Source organism: Xylanibacter oryzae DSM 17970, from assembly GCF_000585355.1.
Taxonomy (GTDB): Bacteria; Bacteroidota; Bacteroidia; order Bacteroidales; family Bacteroidaceae; genus Prevotella; species Prevotella oryzae.
Genome location: NZ_KK073873.1, coordinates 2,847,586 through 2,861,013, shown reverse-complemented (window position 1 = coordinate 2,861,013; position 13,428 = coordinate 2,847,586). Strand labels below are relative to the sequence as shown.

At 39.4% G+C, this 13,428-nt stretch carries 13 protein-coding genes; 11 read left to right on the top strand and 2 right to left on the bottom strand.

Annotation, left to right across the window (positions count from 1 at the left end):
* Positions 1-184 precede the first annotated feature (184 nt).
* On the bottom strand, positions 185-2,437 hold the full coding sequence (locus XYLOR_RS13695) for a sialate O-acetylesterase (RefSeq protein ID WP_154655727.1): 2,253 nt from the start codon (positions 2,435-2,437) through the stop codon (positions 185-187).
* Between the two features lie 302 nt (positions 2,438-2,739).
* Between XYLOR_RS13695 and XYLOR_RS11615 the strand changes: the two genes are divergently transcribed.
* The 6 genes from XYLOR_RS11615 (at position 2,740) to XYLOR_RS11595 (ending at position 9,238) form a co-directional block, all read left to right on the top strand.
* Positions 2,740-4,002 carry an Nramp family divalent metal transporter gene (locus XYLOR_RS11615; RefSeq protein ID WP_036879745.1) on the top strand — a complete coding sequence of 421 codons (1,263 nt, stop codon included), beginning with the start codon at positions 2,740-2,742 and terminating at the stop codon, positions 4,000-4,002.
* A gap of 8 nt (positions 4,003-4,010) precedes the next feature.
* A complete protein-coding gene (locus tag XYLOR_RS13690; protein WP_084608604.1) occupies positions 4,011-4,190 on the top strand; it encodes a nitrous oxide-stimulated promoter family protein in 180 nt (59 codons plus the stop codon).
* 11 nt (positions 4,191-4,201) lie between these two features.
* Positions 4,202-6,064, top strand: a complete 1,863-nt coding sequence (locus XYLOR_RS11610) for an AAA domain-containing protein (RefSeq protein ID WP_036879742.1) — start codon at positions 4,202-4,204, stop codon at positions 6,062-6,064.
* Between the two features lie 10 nt (positions 6,065-6,074).
* Positions 6,075-6,461: a hypothetical protein gene (locus tag XYLOR_RS11605; RefSeq protein WP_036879740.1), complete on the top strand. Its 387-nt coding sequence runs from the start codon at positions 6,075-6,077 to the stop codon at positions 6,459-6,461.
* A 478-nt stretch (positions 6,462-6,939) separates the two neighbouring features.
* Entirely contained in the window at positions 6,940-8,757 is a 1,818-nt protein-coding gene (gene argS, locus XYLOR_RS11600) for an arginine--tRNA ligase (RefSeq protein ID WP_036879738.1), read from the top strand.
* 10 nt (positions 8,758-8,767) lie between these two features.
* On the top strand, positions 8,768-9,238 hold the full coding sequence (locus XYLOR_RS11595) for an RNase H family protein (RefSeq protein ID WP_036879736.1): 471 nt from the start codon (positions 8,768-8,770) through the stop codon (positions 9,236-9,238).
* A 26-nt stretch (positions 9,239-9,264) separates the two neighbouring features.
* Here XYLOR_RS11595 and ribD read toward each other — a convergent pair whose 3' ends face one another.
* Positions 9,265-10,233 (bottom strand): bifunctional diaminohydroxyphosphoribosylaminopyrimidine deaminase/5-amino-6-(5-phosphoribosylamino)uracil reductase RibD, encoded by a 969-nt coding sequence (ribD, locus tag XYLOR_RS11590; RefSeq protein ID WP_036879734.1) that lies wholly within the window; start codon positions 10,231-10,233, stop codon positions 9,265-9,267.
* Between the two features lie 44 nt (positions 10,234-10,277).
* On the opposite strand from ribD, the gene prmC reads away from it, so the two are divergent.
* The 5 genes from prmC to XYLOR_RS11565 all read left to right on the top strand — a co-directional run bounded on the left by prmC (position 10,278) and on the right by XYLOR_RS11565 (position 13,419).
* Positions 10,278-11,108, top strand: a complete 831-nt coding sequence (gene prmC / locus XYLOR_RS11585) for a peptide chain release factor N(5)-glutamine methyltransferase (protein WP_036879731.1) — start codon at positions 10,278-10,280, stop codon at positions 11,106-11,108.
* Positions 11,105-11,593: a regulatory protein RecX gene (locus XYLOR_RS11580; RefSeq protein ID WP_036879729.1), complete on the top strand. Its 489-nt coding sequence runs from the start codon at positions 11,105-11,107 to the stop codon at positions 11,591-11,593. Before prmC ends, XYLOR_RS11580 begins: the two co-directional genes overlap by 4 nt.
* Positions 11,583-12,281: a ComF family protein gene (locus XYLOR_RS11575; RefSeq protein ID WP_036879726.1), complete on the top strand. Its 699-nt coding sequence runs from the start codon at positions 11,583-11,585 to the stop codon at positions 12,279-12,281. The genes XYLOR_RS11580 and XYLOR_RS11575 overlap by 11 nt, the downstream gene beginning before the upstream one ends.
* A gap of 82 nt (positions 12,282-12,363) precedes the next feature.
* Positions 12,364-12,996 (top strand): orotate phosphoribosyltransferase, encoded by a 633-nt coding sequence (pyrE, locus tag XYLOR_RS11570; protein WP_036879724.1) that lies wholly within the window; start codon positions 12,364-12,366, stop codon positions 12,994-12,996.
* Between the two features lie 6 nt (positions 12,997-13,002).
* Complete coding sequence (locus tag XYLOR_RS11565) at positions 13,003-13,419, top strand: SRPBCC family protein (RefSeq protein ID WP_036879722.1); 417 nt, start codon at positions 13,003-13,005, stop codon at positions 13,417-13,419.
* Positions 13,420-13,428: the final 9 nt, after the last annotated feature.

The following is a 13,428-nucleotide window of genomic DNA, read 5'->3' as shown; positions in this document are numbered from 1 at the left end:
ATTATATTATCCTACCGCAAAGTCTGAGAATGTCCTTACCGTTTGAACCATAAACAATGGAATGTCTGTAACGGCATCTGCAAATAAGAGTAGCAGATGCCGTTATTTTTTTGACTGTATAGACAACAATAAAGCCATCGTTCCGATACAGAACGATGGCTTCTCATAATTTGTTTTTATAATATTATTTAATATTGAACTTATTCGTAGAAACTACTGCGTCATTATTTCGTAATGTTACGAAATAAATGCCTTTAGCCAATGTAGGCAAAGTGAATTTCATTTTGCCAGGATATGAGGTTTTCTTCTTAAGCACTACTTTGCCAAGAATATCGGTTATGATAAGTGTATTAGCTTTTGATTTTGAACCTATCGTCAAGGAGTTATTAACCAACTCGAGATCTATGTCGTAGAGTTCATTGGCTGGAACGCCTGCTGATATTGAATCTTCGGATAGAGGGGTTAGGCCCATTATCTTTAATACTTGGTTGGCGTATCTCTTACCAAACATGCGATAGCCTGCTACTGTGAAATGGGTATAGTCGATGTGATTACATGGAACGCCTGCTGACGATACTACAAATGAGTTGGGTATCACTCTAGGCAACTTGTCTATTATCGGATTCATTGCTGCACAACATCCTTTCTGGTCTGCGTTGACCAGTTCTCCGGCTATAAGTGGCACACTGTCGGGATTGAGATGGAGGTCGAGAAGCATATCATAATAGATGTTACGCACATTCTCAGGCCACTTTTCATCACCGGTATTGGTTTCGCCTTGATGCAGAAGGATACCCTTGATGACACCGTCTTGCTGAGCCTTACGGGCTAGTTTGATAAGGTAAGCATATGGGTTGCCCTCGTAAGAGTCGACACGCTGCTGCATCCAGTCGGGTATGCCGGCTGCAATGTATTTCTTATAACCGGTTTTATCAAACAGTGAGATATTACATCCTGCTACGGAGACATTGATGACACCTACGGTAACGTCTTCGGGAAGTTTGTCTACTAATGTACGGCCAAAGTAATCTGTAGGGGTTATGCCGCTGGTGCAATTGCAGAGAGGTGGTACGGCTGTACGCCACTCACCGGGTTTGGCGGTAAACTTATCGCAATTTACGGCCTGCATCACCTTAAAACGTGGATTGACATTCATATCTTGTGGTTCGGGCATAGCCTGACCTTCCATATTGGATTGTCCGAAAGCGAGATATATCAGGAATTTCTTATCTTTGGGCTGTGTAAGGGCTATACCTTTGCGGGTAAATAGGTTGAGGTCAACCGACTCGCCCATAAGTTTGTAACCTGCTGCATTGGGATGCAGATAATCGTCTTGCATAGTTGGCTTCAATGAAAGGGTATCACTCTCATTGCGCATGGTTTTATCAAAGTCTATCACTGCATCAAAATAACCGCTATGGCGAATCCACTGGTTTACTAAGCCACGACCTATCTCGTGCTGCTCAGAGAAATAGCTGTGGTTCTTGAATGGAGTGATTGTTCCACCATATACAGGTATGCCATGTGAGTGTGCTTTGGCTATCATACGCTTGTATGTAGCTATGAGTTCGTTGGCTGTCTTGACACCGTCGTTTGTACATCCAAGGTCGTTAACACCTTCGAAGATGATTAGATACTTAACACCACTCTGGTCAAGGATATCACGGTTGAAACGTGTAGCGGCATTCTGTCCGTTACCCCACCCGTTAACGCTATTGCCACCTATGCCAAGGTTGAGTACACCAATATTGGATGTTGAAGGGTTGTTATGGAGCTGGGTAGCCAGAATATCAGTCCAGCGGTTCTGCAAGTTAGTAGTAGTGCCACGTCCGTCAGTAATAGAATTGCCAAGTACTGCGATACATCCTGCTTCTTTAGGAGCATCTACATCAATACCACATATAGAGTACCAACGGTCGGTGGTTGCTGATTTAGAGAAGTTGGTCTTAGGATTTGCCTCTCCACTTACTATATAAGATGTGGTACGAGAGCCGGGATGCCCGGTAAGTTGTTTGGGCATCTCACCGTAATTAATAGTTATCGAAAGGCTCTGCAGTGGCTGAAGGTCATAATCAAGAGGGTCAGAATAGACTGAAGCTCCTGCAGGGATGGTTATATCCTTCTTGCCTTGGCCAAAGGTGAGATACTTTACTGATTTTGTGTTTATCTTTGATCCTTCCTTTGCGACGGCAACAAACACCGACTTGATATTTGCGGGAGAATCACTAAACAGATTTGATAATTTAAGCCTCAAACTATGTCCGCCAATAGAGACCCGTACGATCTGGCGAATAGAATTATTAGAGAGTCCGGGCTGCGGCGGGTTGTTATCTGATGTTATCAACTGTGGAGCGGTAGCCCATGTGCCTACCCAATTTTCTGCATGTATGTTTAAAGCAAGAATACATGTTAACAATACAAAACAAAACTTCTTCATTATTATTTATTATTATGTCATTTATGTTTATAAGACAATGCAATATTTTTGATGCATTTCAACTATGCAAAAGTAACAAGATAGAATAAAACATGCATTTTATTTTGTTACAAATTAATACTCATATGTTACAAGAATCAGTATATTGAACGTTTTGTATATCTTTTTTCAATATTAATCACTGTTTAATACACTTTTGAACAGTGATTGTTCACAAAATCTCCTCAGTGATAAATAAAACCGTTTATACATTTTAATTATAATAATCTGTTTATTTCTTTTTTTTGATTTATCTTTGCACCATGATTAATCTGTTCAAAGAATTAAGAAGTAAAGACCATCCACATATTCTTGGTGGTCTGGATATTCTGAAATATATAGGTCCCGGACTACTGGTTACGGTGGGATTTATTGACCCTGGCAACTGGGCCAGTAATTTTGCGGCAGGATCAGAATTTGGATATGTGCTGCTATGGGTTGTTACATTATCTACAATAATGCTTATTGCTCTGCAGCATAATGTGGCTCACCTGGGTATAGTTACCGGACTATGTCTCAGTGAGGCGGCAGCAAAATATACGCCCAAATGGGTAGGGCGACCAATCATATTGAGTGCCGTGATGGCTAGCATCTCTACCTCTATGGCAGAAATACTGGGTTCGGCGATTGCACTGCAGATGTTGTTCGGCATACCTATAATATGGGGTTCTGTACTGTCTGTGGCTGCTGTACTTATAATGTTATTCACCAATTCGTACAAACGCATAGAACGGGCTATAATAGCATTTGTGTCTATGATAGGTCTGTCGTTCATATACGAGTTGTTCCTGGTCAAGATTGACTGGGCGAGTGCGGCAAGCAGTTGGGTAGTGCCAAGTATTCCAAAAGGCAGTATGTTGATAGTAATGAGTGTGCTGGGTGCTGTAGTGATGCCACACAACTTATTCTTACACTCTGAGATAATACAGAGTAGAGAGGTAAACAAAAGTGGAAAAAAAGATATTGAGAAGACTTTAAAATACGAATTTTTTGATACTCTTCTTTCGATGGTTATCGGATGGGCAATCAACAGTGCCATGATTCTGTTGGCAGCCTCAACATACTTCAAGCATGGTCTGCATGTAGAGGAATTATCTCAAGCTCAGTCTCTGCTAACACCACTGCTGGGCAATAATGCAGCCAACATATTTGCTATAGCATTATTACTGGCCGGTATATCTAGTACGATAACAAGCGGAATGGCTGCCGGAAGTATATTTGCAGGGATGTTCGGCGAGTCGTACAATGCACGCGACACACACTCAATATTAGGAATATGCATATCGCTCGGATTATCTCTACTGATAATTTGCTTCATAAGTGATCCTTTTCAGGGACTGCTGATATCTCAGATGGTACTAAGTATCCAACTGCCGTTCACTGTTTTTCTGCAGGTTAGCCTCACTTCGTCCAAAAAGGTGATGGGATGCTATGCCAACAGGAAAAGGAACTCGGCCTTTCTTTATTCTCTTGCAGTAATCATAACGATGCTAAACGTATGGTTACTCATCGACAGTATACGATAAATTAAGGTATGGGCAAAATAGAAAAGGACAAGCAGACGATAAGATATATGGTAGATCTATACTGCAAGAATAAACTAAAGATGAATAAGACATCAGAGGAATATGAGCAACTGATAGAATATGCCTTTGGCCGACGGATGTTGTTTTATTCACCTTTAGCTGCTATAAGGCATCTACTGAACCACTAGAAAGGATATATATGGAATCACCCATACAGGCGCTGCAAAGGCAGAGAGCCTTACTGGAAATAGAATATAACTGCGAGAAAGAGAACTTTCGCAAACAGACTGAGACAATGGGATTGCAACGCAAGATTAAGCGTGGCGATGCATGGTTCCCTATCAAGTTGGGCAAAAATTACTATAACTCGCTCAACCAATTTGCTATCGAAGTAGAAAGGTTGGATGATAATGAGATTGAACACAATTTCGAATTTGGCAGACCTGTATGTTTCTTTTCTGTAGATGATAAAAAGAATATAAAATACCTGAAGTCATCCGGTTCGGTAAGTTATGCCGACGGAGACAGGATGGTCGTTATTATACCCGACGACGGACAGATAACAGGTCTTTATGATAAAAACAATATAGGCATTCAACTATTCTTCGACGAGAGTAGCTACAAACTAATGTTTGATGCTCTGGACAGGGCTATAAATGCCAAAGACAACAGGATGGCTACCTTACGCGACTTGTTTTACAGCAAACAGGAGGCAGGTAAATTTACGTTCGCAGCCAGTGCATTCCCCTGGCTTAACAAGACACAGGAGCATGCTGTGAACGAGGTGTTATGGGCTAAAGACGTGATGGTAGTACATGGTCCTCCCGGTACAGGCAAAACTACAACACTGGTAGAAGCTATCTACGAAACTCTAAGAAGAGAAAATCAAATACTGGTATGCGCACAGAGTAATATGGCGGTAGACTGGATCTCTGAGAAGTTGGTAGACCGCGGTGTAAACGTATTGAGAATAGGCAATCCTACAAAAGTAAACGACAAGATGCTCTCATTCACTTACGAACGGAGGTTTGAGTCTCATCCTGATTATCCTCAACTATGGAGTATACGCAAGGCTATGCGCGAAATGCGCCAGAACCGCAAACGGGGGGATAGAAATTATCATCAGAAAATAGATAGTCTGAAAAGCAGAGCCACTGAAATAGAAGTACGCATTAATGCTGAACTATTTGGAGAAGCACGTGTGATAGCCTCAACACTTGTGGGAAGTGCCAACAGACTGTTGGACGGACAGAAATTCGGTACACTGTTTATAGACGAAGCAGCGCAGGCTATGGAGGCTGCATGCTGGATTCCTATCAGAAAGGCTACACGGGTAATATTCGCAGGAGACCACTGTCAGTTGCCGCCTACAATAAAAAGCATAGCTGCCATGAATGCAGGACTTGGAAAGACCCTGATGGAACGAATAGTTGAAAACAAACCTGACGTGGTGACACTCCTCAAAACACAATACAGGATGAACGATGACATCATGCGTTTCTCGAGCGACTATTTCTACAACGGGGAGCTGGAATCGGCTCCACAGATAAAATATCGCGGAATACTGGATTATGATATCCCCATGATGTGGGTGGATACAGCCGGCATGGACAGTAAAGAAGAATTTGTTGGAGAAAGTTTTGGCAGGATAAACAAACAGGAGGCTGAACTAACTCTTACTACTCTTGAGGAATACTTCAACAAAATAGGCAAAGAGAGAATATTAGAAGAGCGTATTGATGTTGGCATCATATCTCCATACAGGGCACAAGTACAATACTTAAGACGGCTTATTCAAAAGAAAGAATATTTCAAACCTTATAGGAGACTCATTTCAGTAAACACCGTTGACGGATTCCAAGGACAGGAACGTGACGTTATATTAATATCGCTTGTTCGCGCCAATAACGAAGGACAAATTGGTTTTTTGCGCGATCTGAGAAGAATGAATGTAGCTATAACCAGAGCTAGAATGAAACTCATCATACTGGGCGATTCTGATACAATGGGTAAACATCCGTTCTACAAGAAACTATACGAATATATTAAAAACTTAAAGTAAATAAAACATTATGTTAGAAAGAGATTACATCATGCGCCTTACTCGTGAGTTCGCGGCTGCGCTGGCATTAGTGCTTGAAAAGAATGAGATAAAAAGCAAAAAGCAGAAACTACTGGAGCTATATAACTCGTATATAGGTCCGAGCGCATTCTATCACACGGCATCAATGGATGATATTATGGATTCTTTTGAATCTATAAAAGAGAGTGAAAGACTATATAAGATGGAGATGCTGGCAGAACTATATTATGCAGAAGCAGACATAGAGACAGGTCCTACACGTCATATGCTATTGGAGAAAGCTTTTACCATGTTTTCTTTTATTGACAGCAACAGCAAAACTTATTCGATAGACAGGATAAACAAGATATATGATATAAACAAGAAACTGGAATAATCATATAATAGTAATAACATAAAAAAACCGTATCGAGATATCACATCTAGATACGGATTTATACAATTATTAAATTTATAATATTACGAGAGATGTTACTTTAAATTCATTATCTTTATTTGTAATTAACTAATTTAGTTTTTTATATCAAATATTTAATTTTGATTATTTATATTTCGATTCCTCATCTTAATATTTTACGTCGCAAATATATATAATATTTTAATTAGTCCCAAATTTTATTGAAAAAAGATTACGAAATAAATATTTTTTATATTAACGACTATTAAATCATATGTATTAAATCAAAATATAAGGTGCCTTTTTATATATGTTTGGCATGAACTTTATTGCAGAAAATGGAATTCTATTTATGCCATTATATAATGCAAATAGTGAATAAAATCCTTTTTTGTTTTGATTTACGGCCAACTTGCACTAACTTTGCAGGCATAAATTCGAATTTAAACATACTTGTATGAAAATTGAAACTGAAATATGCGGTTCGGTTATTAAGGCCGTTAAAGAGTTGTACGGGCAGGATGTGCCTGAAAAGATGGTACAACTGCAAAAGACGAAACGTGAATTCGAGGGCAACCTTACTCTCGTTGTTTTCCCTTTCTTAAAAATGTCTCGTAAGAAACCAGAAGATACTGCACAGGAAATTGGTGAATATCTTGCAAATAATGACAAGAACATTTCAGGTTTTAATGTAGTAAAAGGTTTCCTAAACCTTAATATTGCTCCGGCAGCATGGATCGGTCTATTAAATACAATTAATTCAGATGATTTGTTCGGTGAGAAAAAGTCTGACGAAAATTCGCCTTTGGTAATGATTGAATATTCATCGCCTAACACCAATAAACCTTTACACCTTGGTCATGTACGTAATAATCTGCTTGGCTGGTCGCTGGCACAGATAATGCAGGCTAATGGCAACAAAGTGGTTAAGACTAATATAGTAAACGACAGAGGCATACATATATGCAAATCTATGTTAGCTTGGCAGAAATGGGGCAATGGCGAAACTCCAGAGACTAGTGGAAAGAAGGGAGACCACCTAATTGGTGATTATTATGTAGCATTTGACAAACATTATAAAGCAGAGTGCGAAGAGCTGAAAGCTAAATATATGGCTGAAGGCATTGATGAGGAGGATGCTGAAAAGAAAGCTAAAGAGGAAGCTCCTCTGATAAAGGAAGCTCATGAGATGCTGGTAAAATGGGAAAATAGCGATCCTGAAGTACGTGCTCTATGGACTAAGATGAACTCCTGGGTTTATGCCGGTTTTGACCAGACATACAAGGCGCTTGGCGTATCATTTGACAAGATATACTATGAGTCTGACACCTACCTCAAAGGTAAGGCTAAGGTAGAAGAAGGTCTGGAGAAAGGCCTATTCGTACGTAAAGAGGATAACAGTGTATGGGCAGATCTAAGCAAAGACGGTCTTGACCAGAAACTGTTACTGCGTTCTGACGGCACATCGGTATATATGACACAAGATATTGGTACGGCCGAGATGCGTTTCAAAGATTTCCCAATAGACAAGATGATCTATGTTGTAGGAAATGAACAGAACTATCACTTTCAGGTATTATCTATTCTGCTTGACCGACTAGGTTTCAAGTGGGGTAAGGAATTAGTACACTTCTCTTACGGTATGGTGGAACTGCCTAACGGAAAGATGAAGAGTAGAGAAGGTACAGTGGTAGATGCCGACGAGTTGGTTGAGGAAATGGTAAGCGACGCAAAGAAGACAAGCGAAGAACTTGGTAAGTTTGCTGATATGACCGAGGAAGAACGTAACGAAATAGCACGTGTAGTTGGTCTTGGCGCACTGAAGTACTTTATCCTAAAAGTAGATGCCCGCAAGAACATGCTGTTCAATCCTGCTGAGAGTATAGACTTCAACGGCAATACAGGTCCTTTCATTCAATATACATATGCCCGTATACGCAGTATCATGCGCAAAGCTGCAGCTGAGAATATCAATATTCCGGAGGCTCTTGCTGACGACATGCCTATTAACGACAAAGAGATAGACCTGATACAGAAAATGAACGATTTTGGCGCTGCTATCGAACAGGCCGGAAAGGATTACAGTCCTAGTGGAATAGCAAATTACTGTTATGAACTGACAAAGGATTTCAACCAGTTCTATCATGATTACAGTATCTTGCATGAGGATGACTTTAACAAGAAACTTGTTCGTCTTATTATAGCAAAGAACGTAGCCAAGATCATAAAGAACGGTTTGGCTCTTCTTGGTATCGAAGTTCCTGAAAGAATGTAAATTATACGAAATGACTAAAATAACCAATCCACCAGACTATCGTAACGATACCGTATTGCCTTTACCCAAAGAGGTAACGGCAAATGCCTGGGCTGTGGATGCTGCTTGCAGTGGAAACCCCGGACCGATGGAATACAAAGGTGTGGATCTTGCTACAGGAGAGGTTATATTTCATTACGGTCCTATACATGGCACGAATAATATCGGGGAATTCCTCGCTATTGTTCATGCCTTAGCTCTTATGCAGCAGAAAGGCATTTCGAAAACAATATATTCGGATAGTTATAATGCTATTGTCTGGGTAAACAAGAAGAAGTGCAAGACTACTCTGGAACGCATCCCCAAAAACGAACAGTTGTATGATGTAATTTTGAGGGCAGAGAATTGGTTAAAGACTCACAAAATCACAGTTCCAATAATCCAGTGGCAGACTAGACAATGGGGAGACATCCCTGCTGACTTCGGCAGGAAAAACAAATAGTAGAATATAATACCTTCGGAAAAGTATCAATATGTATTCTTATGATATATTGATATAGTATTACCATCATATTCTTTCTCGTCCATAAGAATAACATCATCCGGAATACTTGCTGATTTTGTACCTTTACTGATAGTCACTTTTGATTTTTCCACACGTATTTCATCCCACATTCCACTTTCAATAAAAGTATTATGCGTATATGCCCCACCCTCTACCAACAACGATTGAATACCTTTATCATATAGATATTGCATCAATTGAGGCAGTACAGGACTGTCAAAATCCACATCGGGAGAAAAGGGATGATTACGATCAAGCACTATACGCCTTGGATTACGACCACTCCACTCTCTTACATTAAGTTGTGGATGATCACGCTCATCACTTATACGTCCAACAAGAATTGCATCACTCTCAGCACGCAACTTATGAACAAGCATTTGGGTAAATAAAGTAGAAAAGGATGCGGCCTTAAAATTATCATCTAAAAAGCCATTGGCCGACTGAGCCCACTTCAATATAACATAAGGGCGGTGATGGGTATTATACGTTACGAATCTCTTATTGAGGTCAAGACATTCGTTCTCCAGCACACCTACCGTAACTTCAATTCCAGCATCACGAAGCTTCTGAATGCCACGACCTTGAACTTTTGCAAACGGATCAATACAACCAACAACGACCCGTCGTACTTTCTTACTAACAATAAGATCTGCACAAGGAGGAGTACGACCATAATGACTACATGGTTCAAGACTTACATACATAGTTGATTTTGTCAGCAATATACCGTCTTCATCTTTAACAGACTTAAATGCATTAACTTCGGCGTGTCCTTCTCCACATCTCACATGATATCCCTCACCAATAATCCGTCCATCACAAACAATAACGGCTCCAACCATGGGATTTGGTTTCGCATTATTTTTTCCGTTTGCAGCCAGTTGAAGACAACGGCGCATATACTTTTCGTCTTCTATTATTTGGTTCATTACGAATGATTTACTAAATTTGCATCCAACTTATAATTATGACAATGACATACGATGAAATCTGGCACAAGATAGCAACTGTTTACGACGAAAACGAAGCAAAAGCTATCGCTCGTTATGTATTGGATGTGTGTTTCGGTATGTCTGCCACAGATGTTTATTGTGGCAAAGTTACACAATTATCAGCAGATGACAACTGCAAACTAGAAAAAATTATCCAAAGGATCATGAAACACGAACCTGTTCAGTACATTACAGGTACAGCAGATTTTGCAGGACATACATTTGATGTAGGTCCCAGTGTATTGATTCCGCGACCTGAAACTGCCGAACTATGCGAATGGATAATCGAGGATGCAGCAAGCGATCCGAACGTCTTAGATATCGGTACAGGCAGTGGGTGTATTGCCATAACACTTGCACTCGGCATTAAAACTGCCAAAGTAAATGCATGGGACATATCGCCACAGGCCCTTCTGACATCAGCACACAACGCTTCAAAATTAGGTGCAAATGTCACATTTAATTGTCAAGATGCTATTCATTATCCTAATGACAATGAATGCTGGGATATCATAGTAAGCAATCCTCCATATATATGTGACAAAGAGAAAACGGATATGGAAAGAAATGTATTGGAATACGAACCGGGTCTGGCTCTTTTTGTACCAGACGACAACCCTCTAATATTCTATCAACATATCAGCGAATACGCAATAGAGGCACTAAAGCATGAAGGTATGCTATATTTCGAAATCAATCCTATATACCACCATGAAATGATTGATATGCTAGAAAAAGAAGGCTTCTGTGATATAACGATAAAAGAAGACTCGTTTGGTAAGAAAAGATTTGTTAAAGCAAAAAAACTATGAAAGAAATTTCAGAAAAAGATGCACTATTTAGGCTTTCGGCTTTATGTTCCAGTGCAGAGCACTGTTCATATGAAATGATACAGAAAATGCAGAAATGGGGACTAAGTGAAGAAGTTCAAGACCGTATAATGCGAAAATTAACAGAAGAAAAATTTATTGACGACGAACGTTTTTGCCGTTTCTTTGTTAAAGACAAAATAAGATATAGCAAATGGGGGCGCCGCAAGATAGAACAAGCATTATGGGCTAAAAGGATACCGGCTTCTATACAACAAGATGTTCTAGATAATGTCGAAAAAGAAGAATATCTTAATATACTGCGACCTCTATTAAAGAAAAAACGTAAAAGTACAAAAGCAACAAACGATTATGAATTGAATGGGAAACTGATAAGATTTGCCTTAAGTAAAGGATTTGGCATGGATATAATAAGAGAATGTATCGATAATGCTGATGAATTCAATATAGACGAAGATGAAAATTAGTTTCTGGAGCAGACTGATAGATATTATTGCTCCACGTGCTTGTGTAATATGCGGGAATAGACTGGCAATAGCCGAAAATACAATATGCACAGTATGTAATATGCATATACCGCGTACGCAATTCTTCAAAGACCCATATAATAACGAAATGGCAAAACTTTTTTGGGGACAGATACCGATAGAGAAGGGGGTTGCTCTTTTTTATTATGAAGGTCACTCGCAAGTCAGCAACATCATCTATACACTGAAATATGGGAATCAACCGGACATTGGTGTAAAAATGGGACGTATCGTAGCTAAAGAATATTACGGACATGACTTTTTTAATGATATTGACATCATTATTCCTATACCTCTAGCTAAAAAACGCTTACGAAAAAGAGGTTACAATCAAAGTATGGAGATAGCAAAAGGTGTGAACGAAATCACAGATATTCCAATAGCTGGGAATATAGTAAGCAGACAAGCGTTTGTGGGAAGTCAGACAGACAAAGACAGATGGGGGAGAATGAAAAATGTAGAAGGTGTTTTTCATCTTGACAAACCCGAAAAAATAAGGGGGAAACATCTGCTGATAATAGATGATGTTGTTACAACCGGTGCAACTGTAATATCATGTGCTAAAGAATTAACTAAAGCCGGGAATGTAAAAATAAGTGTGTTATCTTTAGGTTTCGCTAAAAGTTAGAAACATTTAACTATCATTCGAAGCTCCTTATAAAAAAGAATATGTATATTTGCATCTTAAATTATAAAATAATTTTATTATAATGGACATTTTAAAGAAGGAATTCGCTTCCAAATTACTGAAAATCAAAGCGATAAAATTACAGCCAAACAGCCCTTTCACATGGGCTTCAGGATGGAAGTCGCCTTTCTATTGCGACAATCGTAAGACTTTATCCTACCCGGAATTAAGAAATTTCGTAAAACTTGAGATATGCCACGCTATATTGGAAAGTTTCCCTGAGACAGAAGCTGTTGCAGGTGTGGCAACAGGTGCTATTGCACAAGGAGCTTTGGTAGCTGAAGAGTTAAATCTACCTTTCGTTTACGTTCGTAGTAAACCAAAAGACCATGGATTGGAAAACCTCATAGAAGGTGAATTGAAACCTGGTATGAAAGTTGTTGTTATCGAAGATTTGGTATCTACCGGATCAAGCAGTCTTAAAGCTGTCGAGGCAATACGCAGAGACGGATGCGAAGTAGTAGGTATGATAGCATCGTACACTTACGGTTTCCCTGTTGCTGAAGAAGCCTTCAAGAAAGCAAACGTTAAGCTAGTTACTCTTACCGATTACGATAATGTAGTAAGCCAGGCTCTAGATACCGGCTATATCAACAACGAAGATGTAGCTGTATTACATAAGTGGCGCAAAGACCCTGCACACTGGAACGAATAAAATATTATGAGCTCTACATTTGAAAGCAGTATAAAAGTTATACCCTACTCACAGCAGAAGGTGTACAACAACATTAGTGACCTAAACAATCTTGAGAAGGTTAAAGACCGTATACCTCAAGACAAAGTCAAAAACTTTATTTTTGACCATGACTCAGTAAGTATCAGCGTATCGCCTGTAGGTGATATCAAAATACATATCATAGAAAGAGACGAACCTAAATGCATAAAGTTTGAGACAGAGAAATCACCTGTTCCATTCTTTCTTTGGATTCAGATAGTTCCTGAATCAGATGATTCATGCAAAATAAAACTAACACTTAAAGCTGAATTGAATCCGTTTATAAAAGGAATGGTAAGCGGACCGTTAAAGGATGGACTTGAGAAAGTAGCAGAAGCTTTAGCACAGGTACATTACGAATAAGAAACTAAG